This window comes from Paenibacillus vandeheii, from assembly GCF_030433635.1.
In the GTDB taxonomy this organism is placed as follows: Bacteria; Bacillota; Bacilli; order Paenibacillales; family Paenibacillaceae; genus Paenibacillus; species Paenibacillus vandeheii.
Genome location: NZ_JAROCD010000008.1, coordinates 26,854 through 45,650, shown reverse-complemented (window position 1 = coordinate 45,650; position 18,797 = coordinate 26,854). Strand labels below are relative to the sequence as shown.

15 protein-coding genes are annotated in these 18,797 nt (G+C 44.8%); 14 read left to right on the top strand and 1 reads right to left on the bottom strand.

Annotation, left to right across the window (positions count from 1 at the left end; all coding sequences use genetic code 11):
- Window positions 1-663: 663 nt before the first annotated feature.
- Window positions 664-1,032, top strand: a complete 369-nt coding sequence (locus P5G61_RS16850) for a hypothetical protein (protein WP_301247588.1) — start codon at window positions 664-666, stop codon at window positions 1,030-1,032.
- Between the two features lie 47 nt (window positions 1,033-1,079).
- Here the strand turns inward: P5G61_RS16850 and P5G61_RS16845 are convergent, their stop codons facing one another.
- A complete protein-coding gene (locus P5G61_RS16845) occupies window positions 1,080-2,180 on the bottom strand; it encodes an amidase domain-containing protein (RefSeq protein WP_301247587.1) in 1,101 nt (366 codons plus the stop codon).
- A 495-nt stretch (window positions 2,181-2,675) separates the two neighbouring features.
- Here P5G61_RS16845 and P5G61_RS16840 point away from each other — a divergent pair, with 495 nt between their 5' ends.
- The 13 genes from P5G61_RS16840 to P5G61_RS16780 all read left to right on the top strand — a co-directional run bounded on the left by P5G61_RS16840 (window position 2,676) and on the right by P5G61_RS16780 (window position 18,796).
- Complete coding sequence (locus P5G61_RS16840) at window positions 2,676-3,539, top strand: tyrosine-type recombinase/integrase (protein ID WP_301247586.1); 864 nt, start codon at window positions 2,676-2,678, stop codon at window positions 3,537-3,539.
- 33 nt (window positions 3,540-3,572) lie between these two features.
- Window positions 3,573-4,064 (top strand): hypothetical protein, encoded by a 492-nt coding sequence (locus tag P5G61_RS16835; RefSeq protein ID WP_301247585.1) that lies wholly within the window; start codon window positions 3,573-3,575, stop codon window positions 4,062-4,064.
- A 130-nt stretch (window positions 4,065-4,194) separates the two neighbouring features.
- Complete coding sequence (locus tag P5G61_RS16830; protein WP_301247584.1) at window positions 4,195-5,418, top strand: cellulase-like family protein; 1,224 nt, start codon at window positions 4,195-4,197, stop codon at window positions 5,416-5,418.
- 265 nt (window positions 5,419-5,683) lie between these two features.
- Entirely contained in the window at window positions 5,684-6,037 is a 354-nt protein-coding gene (locus P5G61_RS16825) for a VOC family protein (RefSeq protein WP_301247583.1), read from the top strand.
- Between the two features lie 278 nt (window positions 6,038-6,315).
- Entirely contained in the window at window positions 6,316-7,842 is a 1,527-nt protein-coding gene (locus P5G61_RS16820; protein ID WP_301247582.1) for a response regulator transcription factor, read from the top strand.
- A 42-nt stretch (window positions 7,843-7,884) separates the two neighbouring features.
- Window positions 7,885-9,708, top strand: coding sequence for a sensor histidine kinase (locus P5G61_RS16815; RefSeq protein WP_079348999.1), 1,824 nt, complete (start codon window positions 7,885-7,887; stop codon window positions 9,706-9,708).
- The gene (locus P5G61_RS16810; protein WP_301247581.1) at window positions 9,698-11,233 is read left to right on the top strand and encodes a response regulator transcription factor; all 1,536 of its coding nucleotides are present in this window, start codon (window positions 9,698-9,700) and stop codon (window positions 11,231-11,233) included. Before P5G61_RS16815 ends, P5G61_RS16810 begins: the two co-directional genes overlap by 11 nt.
- A gap of 117 nt (window positions 11,234-11,350) precedes the next feature.
- The gene (locus P5G61_RS16805) at window positions 11,351-13,024 is read left to right on the top strand and encodes an ABC transporter substrate-binding protein (RefSeq protein WP_301247580.1); all 1,674 of its coding nucleotides are present in this window, start codon (window positions 11,351-11,353) and stop codon (window positions 13,022-13,024) included.
- A 141-nt stretch (window positions 13,025-13,165) separates the two neighbouring features.
- Window positions 13,166-14,131 carry an ABC transporter permease gene (locus tag P5G61_RS16800; protein WP_079348997.1) on the top strand — a complete coding sequence of 322 codons (966 nt, stop codon included), beginning with the start codon at window positions 13,166-13,168 and terminating at the stop codon, window positions 14,129-14,131.
- Complete coding sequence (locus tag P5G61_RS16795) at window positions 14,131-15,084, top strand: carbohydrate ABC transporter permease (RefSeq protein ID WP_143805489.1); 954 nt, start codon at window positions 14,131-14,133, stop codon at window positions 15,082-15,084. Before P5G61_RS16800 ends, P5G61_RS16795 begins: the two co-directional genes overlap by 1 nt.
- On the top strand, window positions 15,085-16,641 hold the full coding sequence (locus P5G61_RS16790) for a glycoside hydrolase family 43 protein (protein ID WP_301247579.1): 1,557 nt from the start codon (window positions 15,085-15,087) through the stop codon (window positions 16,639-16,641). It abuts the gene before it with no gap.
- Window positions 16,642-16,699: 58 nt separating this feature from the next.
- A complete protein-coding gene (locus tag P5G61_RS16785; RefSeq protein ID WP_301247578.1) occupies window positions 16,700-17,722 on the top strand; it encodes an endo-1,4-beta-xylanase in 1,023 nt (340 codons plus the stop codon).
- Window positions 17,723-17,809: 87 nt separating this feature from the next.
- A complete protein-coding gene (locus P5G61_RS16780) occupies window positions 17,810-18,796 on the top strand; it encodes a glycoside hydrolase family 43 protein (protein ID WP_301247577.1) in 987 nt (328 codons plus the stop codon).
- The last annotated feature ends 1 nt before the right edge of the window (window position 18,797 follow it).

Genomic DNA, 18,797 nt, shown 5'->3' with positions numbered 1-18,797 from the left:
GGAGGTTGATTATACGCATCTGTCGGCCAATGGCTGACTGATACTTATTTTATTTGGATAACAGCCGATCCATTTGTCGTGTTCGTGCGGCATTTTGGATAGAAATGAAGGAACCTTCAGTCGGTGCATGTTGACCAACCGGTGCGGATCCGGATCACGCCTGGGCGATCGCCTGGGTTGACTGCGTGCAGCCGGCGTCCTGGATGCAGCTGCAGGAGACCAGGCGTAGTGCTTCAGTTAGCCTTCTGAAACAGTTCGTGCCCGTTATTGTATTGAATCGATTATGAAAACTCACATAACAATATATGATCTGCGAGCTGCCCGGGTCCACACTGCGCCGGCAATCTATCCACGATGACCGTCGCGTCCAGGTAGCCGATCAACATTATGTGGATCATTAGACGAATTGATGGATATTTCCAGGGGATCACGGTTATTTAATGGATGTTTAATCTCTCGAAATAAGAGCCAAGTGTTCTTTTGTAATTGGTTTGACAGCTAACCGTTGAGTTGGCCAGGCAACACTGCCGCTGCTCTGCATCTTGCATACGGGGAGTAGATAAATAAAGCATAGATATATTAGTCGTTTTTTTTCTTGTGTAACTATTTGATGTTCAGGACCGTTTAAATAATAAGTGCAAATATTATCTGGGAGGGGAACGGATGAAGAGAAAATGGAAGATTATTTTATTTAGCTTTATTGGGTTTATTATTCTTTTAGTTGTATTTGGAGCAACATACGTCAACAACATTGGTTATAACAATTTAAAACTTATGTATAAGTTAAATACAACGGATGTATCAATTGTTCAGATGGATGAAGAGGGGCAGTACCTTGGACTAAAAATGAACAGTAATCAAATTCTTAAAGATCGAATGGAGAGGGAAGGCTGGCAGTTCAAGCAGCAGGAAGGGGCTGCATTTTTCTTTAAGAAAGACAATAAAGAAGCTATTATTTCTACGGAAATATGGAATAGTAATTATGTCCTTTATCGTGTAGATGATAATGTCGTCAATATTGCAGACAAATAAGGAAAAAAAACCAGCCTGTCCACTTATATGTGGAGGCTGGTTTTTATTTAATTAGTGGCTTTGTCTATTTCATAGCCATACACGCCATAACCTTCGCTGAACATATCGGCAAGTGTTCTTTCTTCCTTATGATCCCAAGAATGCTGTGTTATATACTTGTTGGCACTACTATTACCTGTGTTTTTCGTGATGATAACTGTATGATCGATGTCAGCATCAGTGTCAGTATTCAAGCTTACTGCATCTCCGGTTTGCAAATCAGAGACAGTAGAAGCTACTCCTGCTCGGGTTTTCCAATGTTTATAAAAATTATGGGCACCGCCCCATGTATGCGAGGGGATAAGCGAACCAAAATTCCAGGATTCATCGCTCGTAAAACTAGCTCCGTATTTAAATTTCATTCCTCCAGCATATAGTGCTTGTGATACAAAGTTGGCACAATCGTTCCATTTATTCCAACAAGTTTGGCCATCAGAGACGTTACAACCACCGACTTTTTCAGCGTAATAGGTCGAATAAACAGTGTTTCTTCCATTCCACCAATTGTAAGCATAATCACGGGCTGCAATGTTATTATACCCATTTGCTGATACAGCGAAGGTAGACGCAGTTTCTTCTTCAGGTGATGATGTTGTGGATATAAGCCCATCATCAACAGTAGTCGGTGCATTGTCTTGTATCGGAAGGAGTCCGTCTAAATCAATTATTTCTTCAGTTGAAAGCTGTGCTCTCTGGCTAAGCTTTTTTTCATAATCTTTAATCTTTTCATTTTTTCCGTAATTCTCGTACCAATCCATAAACTTGGCAAAATTTACAACTTTTTTATTGTCTTCATCATTAAAATCAAAGGCAAATGCCAAAGAAATAACATACTTTTGGTAATCAACATTATCAAAATCTACTTCTATTAAACTATCATGCTTCTTCATATGTTGAGTTACCAGTTCGATAGCTTCTTTATGCTCAAGTAGACCTTTTTTCTTTTCTTCTTCAGGCGAATCAGATAAGGTTTCGTAATAACGAATGTCACTTTGCTGTACTTGTAAGTCCATTGTCGTCTCTGGATTAGTTTCAGCAGACGCACTTCCCATTAAACTAAAACTTAGAGCAAGTGTACCAAAAATTAGCCAAGTTTTTTTGAAATTCAATAAATTCACACTCCCTATATCGTTTTTGAGGTTTTCCCTCACAAATATAAACGCTAGAAAAGGAAAAAGGTTACAAAATAATTCTATAATTTGTAATAAACAATAAAATAATGGTTTTTTAGCTACGCCTGAAGATGTGAGGGAGTTGTTGCTTCCAAATTACAGCAGAAATAAAGACCTTCATTATAGAAGGTCTTTATTTCTGCTGTAATGCACGAAGAATTGCCAGTTGGCTTCGTTTTCCTAGTCTTCGCGTGCATTCGATTTGAAAAATGGTTAGATCAAGAAGCTGGTGGATGTAGTAACAATTTCGCGCGAGCAGTGCATTAATTACTCTTACGTATACAGGATCGGTATATGTTCCAAAAAAGTCCGAGACATGTAGACTCTTAGTATTAAGTGGTAAATCAATGAATTTCTTTAGAGGTAATTCTTCGTTTTGGGGATTAAAAAACCATTCAAACTCTAAACATTCATTTTCTTTTTTTCTAAGGCATGGAATCTTCAATGATTCTGTATGCTTGCTCACCGATATATGTCATGGATTTTTTTGGTAGACAGGACATTATGTATTCCAAGTGTGAGAGATCTAAAATAACTTTGGCCATAACTCATCTCGCTTTTTTTCTTATTATTGTACCACAGAATATTAGTCAGATCTCAAGCCATAAGCTGAGCACAATGCAGCTCACTTTTGTACATCTCAATGCAATTTTCAAATATTACGCCAAACTGGGTCTCATACCTGATAATCCAGTGGGGCCGATTAAGAAACCACCGGCAGCGAGACGTACTCCAAAGTGGCTTACGAGGAATGAACAGAATGCTTTGCTTAGGGAAGTTCGAGAATCAAGGAACAAGAAAGAATATGCCTTGATTGTGCTGATGCTTCGAGCTGGGTTACGCGTGCATGAAGCATGCCAGCTCCTTGAAACAGAATTAAAGATTAATCCGCGTTCAGGATCGGTTTATGTACGAGGAAAAGGGTTTAAGGATCGAGAAGTTCCACTTAACTCTGAAGTTCGTTCTGCACTACAAAGTTATCTTAGTGGTCGAGGGGAAGAAGTTGGACCATATGTATTTAATTCCGAACGTTCAAGGGTCATGTCCGTACGCGGGGTGCAACACATTATTGAAAAATATCGCCAGCAGATAGGAATTGAACATTTAACTTGCCATGCCCTTAGACACACCTTGGGTCACGATCTGATTGCAGCCGGTAATGATTTGCAAAAAGTCGCTTTGTTAATGGGGCATTTTAAGGAAAACGGAGAACCGAATATTGCTATGACGATGATTTATACGACTCCTGGTGTTGAGGATCTGGAGGCAGCTGTGGAGTCGATCAGCTGGACTTGAAGTAATTTATATCAATTAATAGGCGGTGTATCAATGAAAATCACTAGAAATGAGAAGGGGAAATATCCTGAACTAGCTGTCTTGCACTCTTTCGATCTAACGGGGGTTGATTCGGAAACGTATGGTGATCTGGCTAATGCTTTGCGTCACGCAATAGAATTGTACGAGATTAGGGAGTGGAACAAGAAAAGCGATAGCCCGTATTCAGCTGATCATATTGAAATTTATAATCGATTTAAAAGGTTGTCTGAACAAATAAATGATTATAAAAACCATGAACGCACCTTAAATGGAAAGAAAATTGCATCCTATTCGCAAGTAGTAAAAAGCAATATAGCATCGGCTCCTTTGAGCAAACAGCAAATAAGAAATGAATTTTCGAAAAATCCTGATCAAGCCTTTGCTGTAGCTTTCAATTTAGTTCAAAAGGCTGCGGAATACGAGAACCCAGGAGAATATATCCAGCTCATCAGTGAAGTAGCCGATGAGTTTGGCATTGATATAAATGATTGCAACTGGACTTAGCATATAGCATCATTGGATAACAGATCGTGGTAAATCCTTAATGCTCAGCTCGGTAAGATCGAGAAGATGACCAAACGCGAAGGAAGCCAAGCGCTGTTTCAATAAACTGATTGATTATGCTGAAAAGCATATGTTTGATGACATCAAAATGGATTACTTTGCCGTATCCTTGCCAGACTTTCTGGTATTTGAAGATGACCTGAACCGTCGCAATGTAATCCATTGCCGGTACATGAGAGGCTTGGGACTTCTGGGGCTTGGCCGTGATGAAGAAGCCGAAACCGAACTTGAGTTGGTTCTCGAAATGGAGCCTAATCATCAAGGGGCGATGGTCCATAGAAGGTATCCTCATGCGCATTTGCTAGAATTGTTCAGACAGGCCAAGGCCCATGGTTGTTATATCATGTTATCTTCGTGGGAATATCAACAGAGCCCCAGCTTCCTGGCCTTTCCCGCACTGCGCGACGAGCTGGCTTCCATCGCTCCGGAGAACCGGTTTATGGCTATTGCCAAATCCCTGGATCAGCTTATCCGGTATTTAAAAGCGGAAGGATACGATGAACAGATTATCTATGCGGAGTTGCATAATGAGGTGGAGTTCGGGCAATTGACTGCCATAGGAATCATTCAAGGTATTGTCCCATCCAATGTACCAGCTCTTGTGGAAGCCATGCAGCCATATATTGAAGAGGCCGTCGGATATCTCAGAAGGGCCCATCCGGATATCCTGATGACAGCAAGCTATACATTAAACGAAGCATATCCCAAATGTTATGTAGCGGGAAATTTACAGGTTGCACATTTCCATCTGTATATCAAAGGGGTATTGAATGAATTAACCGAAGCAGCCGGACTGGATGATGAGCAGGCGCCTTTTCCGGGCTTGCTCGTCCAATCGATCCTGCGGGAGGATGCGCCTCTATTCGAAGAGTATACGCTGCCGCGCGGCCAGGAATGGAGGATGGAAGGCAATCCGGTAGGGCTAAAACTGCTCTATCTGCATGACTGGGTGGAGCCGGATCAATGGGATCTTTTTTTATACGACAATTATAGTAAACATAAGCTGGCTATGCTGCAAAAGGCAGATATGCGCTTGGAAGAAGCTCACGAATGGGCCGTTCATTCCGGATTACCGGTCGTTATTGGAGAAGGTTATGTCGGTTATACGCCGCTGTTAGCCGGATTTGAGGAAGGGCCTGTCGGGAAATTTATTGCAGAGTACGCAGTACGAAAAGGAATGACTCTTGGTTTTTGGGGAATGACTCTGTGCTCTAACTGTGCGCCGCATCATCCCTTCTGGGACGATATAGCCTGGCAGCAGAAATGGAATCGATACATTCTTGAATCGAAATAGATGAGAATAGATGTAGCATTTTTAATGAGATATTTAAGGAATAACAAAATCTAAAAGACCTTGGCGCCCGTATAAATTACAGCGAGCTAAGGTCTTTTGCGTTTCTAGGTAGAATCCATCCACCAATCAAGATAGGGATCACAAAACCTATTCAAAACCGATTTCTTGGTTTCCAATTGAATAACGTGGTACTAGATGATAATGTAAAATAAGGATTTGGCTTTGGGCTTGCGAAGAATATACGATTTGAATCGAGGTTCTGAAAATGAGGGTAAAACGAATTGTCGCTAATATTAATACGCAGAACATTCCAGCAGCAAAAAGCTTTTACCAGGACGTGCTTGAACTTGATTTATTGATGAATCATGGCTGGATTGAAACATACGGTTTACTCGGAAAGGAGAACGTTCAAATAAGTATCGCCACTCAAGGGGGCTCCAATACACCTACACCTGATCTTTCGATTGAAGTCGATGATGTTGATGTAGTGTATGAACGCATGAAAAGTGCTGGTTACACAATAGAATATGATCTTACGGATGAGCCCTGGGGTGTTCGTCGATTCTATGTCCGCGATCCATTTGGTAAGCTGATCAACATCCTTGCTCACAGACATTAGATCAGTTGTCAGGGCGTGCATACAAGCTGGGTTACTCTTCAAATTAAAGCATTTTCTTTAAAAATTATGGTGAATTGGTTTGAAGTATTGGTTTTCTTTTCGCGGATGTTATGCTTATATAAAAGTCGCTAATTGAGGTGTACAATGACAGAATTGAACCTGAATAATCTTCGAATGGGTACATAAAGCTACAGATAAACATTCCAGTGTGCAATGATCCATGTTTGTGTCCAAGGTAAAAGCAGATTATTCATCACTATTAACGGGGGGAAACAAGAATGATGAATGTTGTGTTGGTGGATGATGAGCCATGGGTACTGGAAGGTCTGCGAACAATGGTAGATTGGAACAAATACGGTTTTCAAATTTGTGGAGAAGCCGAGAACGGAAACGCTGCTTGGGCCATTATTGAGGATCTTCAGCCAGACCTGGTGTTTACAGATATTCATATGCCTTCGGTGAGCGGACTTGAACTGATTGATCGTTCTATACAAAAATTAGCCAAACCGCCGCGATTTGTCATATTAAGCGGATACGAACGCTTCGATTATGCGAAAACAGCGCTGGAACAGCGTGTAGAGGATTATTTGCTCAAACCCATTGATGAGGTTGAGATTGAAAACGTATTAGAACAGATGAGTCGTAAAATTCAGAACGAGCTTGCCTCAGAGAAATTGCATCAACACGAGCGCACTTTATATGTAAACTGTTTGTTCAACCGCCTGTTTCGGGGTGAGGAGAGCAGTGAACTGCAAGCTGAAGTGAAAAGTATTATGCAAATGGAAGGTCATGAGAACATGGCCTGCCTTTTAATTGAAACAGATGCTTGCCATGAGGACATCAAGTCACAGATACAGCGTATTGCTAGCGTTCAGCACTACGAACTTTATATGGATGTTGAAGGAAGAATTGGGGTCTTTGCTGCTGAAATGGATGATTCTCTGAGTTGGCTTGAGAGGTTAGGGAGCACCCTGTTTGAGATGTACTCCAGTCAAGCAACAATTATTGTGGCATTTGCATATCATTCAGGTGGAGTAGTTGCTATGCGGACGGCCTATGAAAAAGCATTTTCTGCGCTAAAATGGAAGCGTTATCAGATAGGAAGCGGCATTATTTACGATCAAGATCTGCCAAGGGATGGCAGCATGGCGACTGTGAACCAAAAAGCTTTGACTAACCTGTTTAAAATCATTTTAACGGGTCAAGAGGATGGACTGGAGAAAGAGGTACATGAACTGCTGGTGAATCCAGACTCAGGGCTGCCTGCGTCGGATATAGAATATGTTCGGGTGCAATTGCTTGCCCTTGAAATGGGAGTTCTCAAGCAACTGAAGGAGCTGGATGGAGATGTGGAGAGGTTTGTTTTGCAGTTACAACATACGTTGGGCGTCTTAACCGACATTGACTCCTTTCCTGCATTTCGGGAATATGCACTTATATTAAGTCTCAACGCTTTGAGAGCTTTGCAGGAGCAGCGGAAAGAAAAGGAATGCTGCACCATTTTTCGTGTGGTGCAGTATGTTAACCAAGAGTTTCGGGAGAAGCTTCAGCTTCAAGAACTTGCACAGAAATTTCATATGAATGCCAATTATTTGGGGCAAGCCTTCAAGCAGCAGACTGGCAAGTCTTTTCGGGAATATCTGAATGATAAACGGATCGAGGAGGCCAAGAGACTGCTGCGTCAGAGCTGTTCCAGCATAGCCGAAGTTGCGGTCAACTCAGGGTACCCCAATGCTGACTATTTTGTAAGTCAGTTCAAGCGCATGACGGGCATGGCTCCTTCTGCATATCGGAAACAACCATAGATCCACTCGACAAGTAACGAATGAAGGATGGCGATTGAAAACATGTTTAAGAAATTCCGATTGCGCGGCATCGTGAACGATATACCTTTGAACTACAAGTTTACGCTGATATATGTTATCGGTATTTTGCTTCCGATTATTGCAAGCAATTATTTGTTCATGGATCGTATGTCAGGGCTGATCAAGGAACGGGAAGAGCAGAATTTGCAAATATCGCTGGAGCGGGCTAGAAAGGACATTCACACCATGATTGACGGGGGTATCGCTGTCAGTCACGCCTTAATCACGGACAAGCTGTTGTCCGAATCCATGGATCGTGTGTACAATGGTCAACTGGATTTCTACAATACGTTCGATGAACAGCTTCGCCATAGGGTGACATCTTATATCCCCGTGAACAACCAGATCCAGCGGATCGGCATCTACACGAATAACCCAACCATCGTGTCTGGAGGAGATTATTATTATTTGGACAGCTCAATGTACGCCAGTGCCTGGTTCAGACAATGGGAAAAGGCAGGGGAATCACTGAGTGTGCTCGCTTATCGCGATCAGGCGGCGAACGATCGCGCGGCGACCTCATCATATTTTAGTGTGATTGAAAAAATGGACTATTACAACGTAGACAATTCTTACGAGAAGCTGGTGCGGATTGATTTTTACCTTAATCGATTCTATGACGTTATTGCGAGAGAGAAAAGTTCGCTGGACCTGTATCTGGTCAACGCCAAGAATCAGATTATTGTGTCTGCAGATGACAAGTATCAGGGCGAGGTAGACAGTGATTATGCGTTGTTCGATATGAGCAAGGTAGCGGAAAAGGATCTACATATCGTTCCGATTGGTAATGCCAGCTATGTGAAAGGTTGGAAGCTCATCGGCGTGCCTCAGGAAACACGTGTCAAACAAGCGATGTTCTCCATGAAGCTTTATTTCGGCATGTTGGCCGGTATCATTACTTTGGTTACCTCCATCTTCATCTATGTCATGCTGCGTTCATACAATTATCGAGTAAAGCGTCTGTCCAGACATATGCAAAAGGTGGGGAACGAGAAATTTGATCTGATCAACATTGATGGTGGACAGGATGAGATAGGTCATTTAATTCGTAATTTCAATATGATGACCGCGCAGATCCATTCCCTGATCAATAATGTGTACAAGCTTGAAATTCAGCAGCGGAGTCAGGAGGCCGAGCGCATTCGCGCTGAGCTAAATTTGTTGCAAAGCCAGATGAATCCTCATTTTTTATTCAATACACTTAATGCGCTACTGGTGGTCAGCACCAAAAACAATTATGCGGATGTCAAAGATATTATTAAGGACCTCTCCAAGTTGCTTCGCCGCCTGTTGAATTGGAAGGATGATGTGGTCACTCTGGAAGAGGAAATGAGTTTTACGGTCATGTATATGGGAATTGAAAAATTCCGTTTTCGAGATAAGTTTGAATATTACATTGATATTAGCGATGAGGCGAGGCAGTATAGAATTCCAAAAATGAGTATCCAGCAGTTGGCCGAGAATGCTTGTAAACATGGAATTCAAGCCATTGAAGGACTTGGCTATGTGAAGATTAAAGCAGAAGTTGTAAGCGAGCGCTTGCGTGTTGTTGTATCCGATAATGGCAAAGGCATGGATAAGGAACGGCTACAAGAGGTTCTGTATCATATGCGGAGCAAAGAGGAGAGTGGAGGAAGTAATATTGGCATACGCAACGTATATCGTCGTCTTGAATTGTATTATGACGATAAAGTGAGCTTTAACCTGGTGAGCAGAATAGGTGAGGGAACAGAGGTATCCTTCGAAATTCCATTACAACTGCTGGAGTATCAGGGAGCAAAAGGAGGTAGGGACAATGGCATTTAAAGTGCTGCTGATTGATGACGAGCCATGGGCGCTAGAGGGCTTGGAGCTGTGGATTCCATGGGAAAGTCTTGGCTTTGAGGTATGCGCTTTATGCGGCAACGGGGTGGAAGGGTTGCAACGAATGGAAGAGCTTAAGCCGGATCTTGTTATGGTTGATATTCATATGCCAGTGATGAATGGACTAGAAATGATTGAAGAATGGCGACATCGAGGGAATTGGTCGACCAAGTTCATTATTCTTACGGGGTACAGCGATTTTGAGTTTGCGCGAAAAGCGCTTAAATTCAAAGTTTCCGGTTATCTGTTAAAACCATTGGATGAGGAACAGGCGAAGTCCGAGGTTCGCATGATGAGCATCGAACTAATGAAGGAGCAAGAGCAGCTTTATATTGGACAGATTGCATTGAGAGAGCAGGAAATGTTGACGATGAAGGAGGCTTTGATGGGCAAAGTGCTGTCTACAGAAGGTACTCAACTCATGGAGTCCCTGTCCCGGTCAGCTGAATCCTGGAATGTGTGCCTGGTTCAGGTGTCCGAGAAAGAGGTTGGCCGCTTGATTAGTATTGCTTCAGAGGTTCTGAGCGGACAACATGTCATTTATATCATTCGTCTGCGAAATGATCTCTTGTCCATTGTGTTCGGCGATGTTTCCTCCGAACCTCAGAGAACGAGCGGGAATTTAAGAAAACAATTAGAAGCACTGGCTCGCCGTCTGGCGGGCTTTCGTACATATATGGCGATTGGCACAACCGAATCCTCTCTTCATCTTATCAGCAACTCCCGAATAACAGCCGAGAAGGCGCTGCTGCACGCCTTTTATGAAGTGCAAGGGAACAGCATAATGGATTATGCCGATCTCCAGCACCACGATTTTCAAAGGCATAACAAACAGGTCGAACTGGTCGAGCGAGTACTGGGAGCACTTCAGCTCATTGATTACGCCAACTTCCAATCCGCTGTGGAGTTTATTGAGCAATCCTTTCGACAGATGCGGGTTCACCCGGATGAAGCCCGAAAATTTGTGATTTACCTTCTTCATGAAATTCGGGCTTATATGAGGGCGCAAATGGCAGAAGATTCAGAGAATTACCGTTTGTTCGAAATACCGGATCTGGATGAAGCACTGTTAACCTTTGATGATTTAGTTGGCATGTTGCATGCGTGTGGAAGAGTCTGCTTTGAGTTTTTGCTTAAAGAGAGCGTCTTCGAAGCACAGGGTATTGTACAGGATATCAACGATTATATTCATGTACATTTCCGGGAGGGATTGACCATTAAGATGCTGGCGGAACGTTTCTTCCTGCATCCGGCCTATTTAGGGCAACTGTTGATTCGCAAAAATGGAATCGGATTCAATGAACTGCTTCATAACCTGAGGGTAGAGGAGGCGTGTCGGTTGCTGCAGAAGAATCAGTACAAAAATAGCGAGGTCTCGGAACAGGTTGGATACGCCAATTACCATCATTTTTTAAAACAATTTGAGAAACGCATGGGCATGTCTCCTAATGAATACAAGAAAACCTGAGCTTTTCTCGGAAAGAGCTATAATTCGAATATAGTTTCCATAGTGATGTAAATTTATAATTAAATTATTCAAATGAAAGGGCTTTCATGCAGTGAGATCAAACTTTGGAGGTGCTTTATGGGGGACAGTAAAAAATCAATTTTCCGTATGGGGGCAACACTGTTATTGTCGTTGAGCGTTGTGCTAGCAGGTTGCTCAAGTGGCAATTCAGGCAGCGGAGAGGAAAGCAGTAAAGGTAGTGAGGTTGGTGCTGATAATCCGTTAGAAATCTCGGTATTCCTGAACGAGGCCGGACAACAGCCAACTGCTGACAACAAAATCTACAAAAAAATCAAGGAAGAGCTTGGCGTAACATTCAAATTTGAATTTTTGGCCGGCGACAAAAACCAAAAGCTCGGCGTCATGATTGCCGGAGGAGATTATCCCGATTTGATCTCTGCGGATACCAAGCTGACAGCAGCAGGGTCGGTCATTCCTCTAGAGGACCTGATCGAGGAACATGCGCCTAATCTGAAGAAGCATTACGAGAAATACTGGAACCAGATGAAGGACCCTAACGATGGACATATCTATTATTTGCCTAACTACGGTGCTTACAACGGTGAGGTGTCAGATACCTACTACAGCGGACCTGCCTTCTGGATTCAAAAAGCCGTGTTGAAAGAGTTTGGCTATCCAACACCAAAAACACTGGACGAATACTTTGATCTGATCGCGAAATACAAGGAGAAGTATCCTACTATCGACGGCAAGCCGACCATTGGCTTTGAAGTGCTGAACTATGACTGGAAAAACTGGGGGCTGCTGAACCCGCCACAGCATTTGATCGGTCATCCGAATGATGGGGGTGTCGTTGTAAACGACGGCAAGGCAGAGATCTTTGCAGACAAGGATTATGCCAAAACATACTATGAAAAGCTTAATGAAATTAACGGACAAGGCTTGCTCGACAAGGAGGCTTTTGCCCAGAACTACGATCAGTACATGGCCAAATTGTCCAGCGGCGCGGTGCTCGGCATGTTCGACCAGCATTGGAACTTTGGCAGTGCGGAAGATTCTTTGATAACGCAGGACAAAATCGAACGCACATACGTTGGCTTCCCACTGGTATACGACAGCAGCACAAAGGACTACTATCGCGATCGCGCAGCGCTTAACCTGAACAATGGTTACGGCATTACGGTAAGTGCCAAGGACCCTGTGAAAATTATTAAAGCGCTCGACAAGCTTATGGAAGAAGATTGGCAAAAGACGCTCACTTGGGGCATTCAGGATCAAGACTATTACGTCAATGACGAAGGTCGTTTCATGAAAACCCAAGAACAGCGCGACAATGCTGCGGATGCGGCCTGGAAGCTGGCCAACAAAGCAGACGCTTTCTATGGAACCGCACCGAAGATGGAAGGTTATTTCAGCGATGGCAACGCCACTTCGGCAAGCAATCAGCCGGAAGAATATCAGGCCAGCCTGAAACCGTTTGATAAGGAAGTTCTGGATGCATATGGATTAAACAGCTTTATAGAGTTCTTCAGTGATCCGCCGGAAAACCCAATCTATTACCCGGCTTGGTCCGTCGATCTGGTTGAGGGTTCTCCAGCTAAAATCGCCAATACAAAGCTGAACGAATTATCAACCAAATATTTGCCGAAAGCGATTTTGGCCAACACATCCGAATTCAGCAGTGTGTGGAGCGAATACGTTTCCGAAATTCAAAAGCTGGATATCAAGGCATTCGAAGGCCGCATCAATGAAGTATTGCAGTGGAGAATCGATAACTGGTCTGTGAAATAAGAAGTTGCTGTCAGGAAGGAAGGTTACCTTCCTTCCTGATTTTTCAAAGAAACATGTCACTGGGCGCGGATTGTCATAGTGGGAAATGTGTCGCTAGACGTTTTTCCTTACAATATAAAGATGGATAGGGAGCTTGATATTATGGAGGAAATTGTAGTGGGCAACAAGCCGCTCAGCCCAAAGAAAAAACCGAAAATTAGACGGCTGACCTGGCAGAACATCAAAGCGCAGAGACAACTGATCTGGATGTCTGTTCCTTTGCTCGCGTATATTATCACCTTTTCTTATGTGCCTGTCTGGGGCTGGACAATGGCTTTTCAGGATTATAAGCCTGCGAGAAGCTTCTCCCAGCAAACCTGGGTAGGATTCAAGCATTTTCAATTTTTATTCACCGATGACAATTTCCTGCGTGTGCTGCGTAATACGCTGGCCATGAGTGTTATCAATCTAATTTTGGGATTTGTAACCGCTATTATTCTGGCCCTTCTGCTTAATGAGATCAAAAAGGTCATGTGGAAGCGGACAGTGCAAACGATCTCTTATCTGCCCCATTTTTTATCATGGATTATCGTTACTGGCATCGTAGCGACCTCTCTTGCTTCCGATGGTATTATTAATGATATTTTAATGAGGCTGCATCTCATCAATGAGCCTATTCTCTGGCTGACCGAAGGGAAATATTTCTGGGGAGTTGTTGCGGGGTCCCATGTCTGGAAGGAAGTCGGCTGGAACACGATTATTTATTTGGCAGCCATAGCCTCTATTGATCCGGCGTTGTACGAAGCTTCTGACATTGATGGAGCGAATCGCTATCAAAAAATGTGGAACATCACCTTGCCGGGAATCAAGCCTACCATTGTCATCCTGCTGATTATGTCTATCGGACATATTCTGGAAGCAGGTTTTGAGGTTCAATATTTGCTGGGCAACGGACTGGTTGTTGACTGGTCGGAGACCATTGATATCTTTGTACTCAAATACGGGATCGCCCAGGGCAACTATTCGCTCGCTACTGCCGGCGGTATATTCAAAACGGTAGTCAGCATTACCATGTTGCTCATCGCGAATTGGACCGCCAAGCGGCTTGGGGAAGAGAGGCTCTTATAATGATGAAAAAAACACCATTGTCTGGTTCTGGAAATACAGCGGCACTTTCTGTTCGCCGCCCGGGTGGCAGAGGCATCGAACCACTTCTGTTCAACACCTTCAATTCGATTTTCATGATTTTGCTGGTCATTGTAACGTTGTACCCGTTTCTGAACACGATTGTCGTTTCGTTCAATGCAGGGAACGACACCATTCGAGGGGGGCTTTATTTATGGCCCCGCGATTTCACGATGCAAAATTACAAAGCCGTATTTGCGTCAGGCACGATCTATAACGCGTTTTTGGTGTCCGTGGCGCGTACGGTTCTGTCCACTGTCCTGAATATATTCCTGACCACGATGCTTGCCTACACGCTGAGCCGGCGGGATTATATTTTCCGTAAACTGATTACGACCATTTTTGTACTTACGATGTATTTCAATGCAGGGCTTATTCCGGGGTACTTCCTGATGAAGGACCTTCACTTAATCAATACGTTCTGGGTGTATGTTTTACCATCGCTGATCAGTGCGTTCAACCTGATCGTCATTCGTACTTATATTTACACGATTCCCGAGAGCCTGATCGAATCAGCAAAAATCGACGGTGCGGGAGATTTCAGAATTTTCTGGAAAATCATTTTTCCACTGTGTAAGCCTGTGCTGGCAACCATCGCGCTTTTCGTTGCGGTCGGTGCGTGGAACTCCTGGTTCGATGCTTTCCTGTACACATCTTCGCGTCAAGAGCTGAGCACGCTGCAATATGAATTGATGAAGCTGTTGTCTTCCAGTATGAATGCCAATAGCAATCCATCGGTAGCCAATGGTGTGGGTATGGAACATTCCACCCAGGTTACACCGATTTCAATCCGAGCCGCGATTACAATTGTTGCTTCGGTACCGATCCTGCTGGTGTATCCGTTTATGCAAAAATACTTTGTTGTGGGACTAAATGTAGGGAGCGTGAAGGAATAGATGAAACAACTCGAAACGAATACCATCTGTTATGCCAACCCAATCCTTCCCGGATTCTATCCGGATCCCAGCATCGTAAAGGCGGAACAATATTTTTACCTCATTTGCAGCTCGTTTGAATATTTTCCCGGAGTGCCGATCTTTCGGAGCCGGGATCTCATTCATTGGGAGCAGATTGGCAATGTGTTGAATCGGGTCAGTCAGCTTGATTTGACCGGGCGGAAAAGCTCAGACGGCATTTATGCTCCTGTACTGCGTTACCATGAAGGAACATTTTATATGATTACGACAGATGTGAGAGGCATTGGCAATTTCTACGTTACGGCAACCAACCCTGCTGGCCCTTGGTCTGATCCGATTCGCATCCCATATGGGGGAATCGACCCATCGCTGTTTTTTGATGATGATGGCAAAGTATACGTGACCGCTCAACAAGGAGCCGATTACGATTCTCATGCCATCCAGTACGAGATCGACATCGCCACGGGTGAGGCGCTCTCTGAACCACAAGTTGTCTGGCATGGGGATGGCGGGCCGTGGACCGAAGGACCGCATCTGTATAAAATTAATGGCTTGTATTATATGATGTCCGCTTCTGGCGGAACGGCTAAGGAGCATCGTGAGATCATCGGCCGAAGCGATCGACCTTATGGTCCGTTTGAACGCTATCCTGATCCCATTCTGACCCATCGCCATCTGGATCATCCGATTCAGTATTTGGGTCATGCCGATCTGGTGGAGGATCACAATGGAGACTGGTGGGCCGTTTTCCTTGGCGTACGTTTGACAGCGGATGGATATAGCGTGCTTGGACGTGAAACCTTCCTCGCACCGGTTGTTTGGAACGAGGGGTGGCCGCACATTGACAACAATGAAGGACTAGTGAGTTTGGATATGAAGGTCCAACGTTTGCCAGTGGCATCGCCTTCCTTGCCCGAGAGCCATACAGCCATCATTGTCGGCCGGGAAGAATTCGACGGTGAGCTTGGTTTGCAATGGATGTATGTGCGCAACCCGACAGAAGGAGTATGCTTGCTTACGGAAAAACCAGGTTACCTGACGTTGTATGGCCAGGCGGGAAGTCTTGATGACATCGGTCAGATCACGTTTGTAGGCCGCAGGCAGCAGCATATTCACGCCAGTTTTACGACCTGTCTTTCATTCATGCCAGCTGCCGATGGAGAAGAAGCGGGATTGTGCGTTCGACGGGATGAGGACGCACATTATGAGATTGGAATAAGGCGGTTGGAAGGACGAAACGTTCTCTTTGCTCGCTTGACGGTGCGGGGAGAGTCGAACACGGTTCATGAGAGCGAGACTGTAACGGAGCGGCTATCGCTCCGAATTGAATCAACAGAGAAGGAATATAGGCTGGCTTGTTCGGAGGACGGACAGAACTGGACAGTATTGGGTTCAGGCTCGGCACAAGCCATTTCCCCGGAGGATTTTGTGCGCAAAATGTGCTTTACCGGGGCGGTGGTCGGACTATATGCTACCGGCAATGGTCAGGCAAGCAGTGCACCTGCCCGATTCGACTGGTTCGAATACTCGATCTAATCCGCCAATAACAAGAGCTAAGCTGCTAGTCAATTAGAAATATTAGAGGAGGGAAATCATGGGTTCATTTCGAGAAGAGGTTCCACTGAAGGAACTGTACAAGGATGGCTTCCACATTGGAGCAGCAGTGAATCCAAAGACGATCCAAAGTCAGCGTTCATTGCTTGCATATCACTTCAACAGCCTAACAGCAGAAAATGAAATGAAATTCTCCAGTGTGCATCCGCAGCAGGGACTGTATACGTTTGAGGATGCGGATGTGATCGCTTCCTTTGCCAAAGAGCAAGGCATGGCGCTGCGCGGTCACACACTGGTCTGGCATAACCAGACTCCGGATTGGCTGTTCGAGAATGAAACTGGCGGACTGGTGGAGCGCGATGTATTGCTTGAGCGATTGAAGGAGCACATTCAGACCGTTGTTGGCAGATATAAGGACGTTATCTATGCATGGGACGTCGTGAACGAGGTTATTACCGATGATGCAGATGACGAAAGCGCGCTCCTGCGTCCATCCAAATGGTTGGATATCGCCGGGGAGGATTTTATTGCCAAAGCGTTCGAATTCGCCCATGAGGCAGATCCACAGGCGCTTTTGTTCTATAACGATTATAACGAATCCAATCCGCAGAAGCGGGAACGCATCTTTCGGCTTGTTCGTTCGTTACTCGATCAAGGCGTGCCAATTCATGGTGTTGGCCTGCAGGCACACTGGAATCTGTATGATCCTTCCCTGGATGATATGCGCGCCGCGATTGAACGGTATGCGCAGCTTGGCCTGCAGCTTCAGCTCACCGAACTGGATGTATCGGTATTTCGCTTTGAAGACAGGCGGACGGATCTAGTTCAGCCTTCGCAAGAGATGCTAGAATTGCAGGCCGAGCGATATGAATCCATCTTCCGCCTACTTCACGAATATAAGGAACATATTAGCGCTGTAACATTCTGGGGGGCTGCCGACGATTACACCTGGCTGGACCATTTCCCGGTTCGAGGGCGGAAAAATTGGCCATTCCTGTTCGATGAATTGCATCGCCCCAAGGAAGCCTATCAGCGTGTTGCGCGAATCACTGTACCCAAGTGACATGGAGCGGAAATATCGTTTCGTTTAATCCATAGCAGTCTCGAAGAGATACTCGGGAGTGCATATCTTTTGGAAGGAGACATTTGTATGTCCGAATTACCCAAACCGCATCAACCTATAGTTACGCATATATTCACTGCTGATCCTTCAGCGCATGTGTTCGAGGGTCGCATTTATATTTACCCATCCCATGATCTGGATCACGACGGTCCGGTAAATGACAACGGAGATCAGTACAAGATGGAGGATTATCATGTGCTATCTATGGCGGACACGGATTCATCCGTGACGGATCATGGCGAGGTGCTGCATGTGAGGGATGTCCCTTGGGCGTCCAGTCAGATGTGGGCACCGGATGCCGCATACAGAAAAGGTACCTACTATTTGTTTTTCCCGGCACGGGACCATGATGGCATTTTCCGCATCGGCGTGGCTACATCGTCGTCTCCAGCAGGACCGTTCAAGCCAGAGGAGCAATATATTCAGGGCAGCTTCAGCATTGATCCCGCTGTGTTCGTGGACGATGATGAGCAGGCTTATATGCTCTTTGGTGGGCTGTGGGGGGGACAGTTGGAAAAATGGCAGACTGGAAGCTATGTGGAACATGCAGAGGGTCCTGCTCCGGATGCATCGGCGATCGGCCCAAGAGTTGCAAAGCTGAGTGAAGATATGCTCTCAATGGCTTCGGAGGCGCTGGAGATATCCATCGTAGATCAGGAAGGAAACCCGCTGACCGCAGGGGACGAGAATCGCAGATATTTTGAAGGGCCATGGATGCACAAATATAATGGAAAATACTATTTGTCCTATTCCACAGGAACGACGCACAAGTTGGTGTACGCCATCGGTGACAATCCCATGGGTCCGTTTACGTTCCAAGGTACCATTTTGCCGCCAGTCATGGGCTGGACAACGCATCATTCGATTGTACAATTCCAGGAAAAGTGGTATTTGTTCTATCACGATTGTTCCCTTTCCGGCGGAGTTGATTACAAGCGCTGCGTAAAATTTGCCGAGTTGACGTACAAACCGGACGGCACGATTCGCATGATTGATCCATATCCAGAGAAATAAG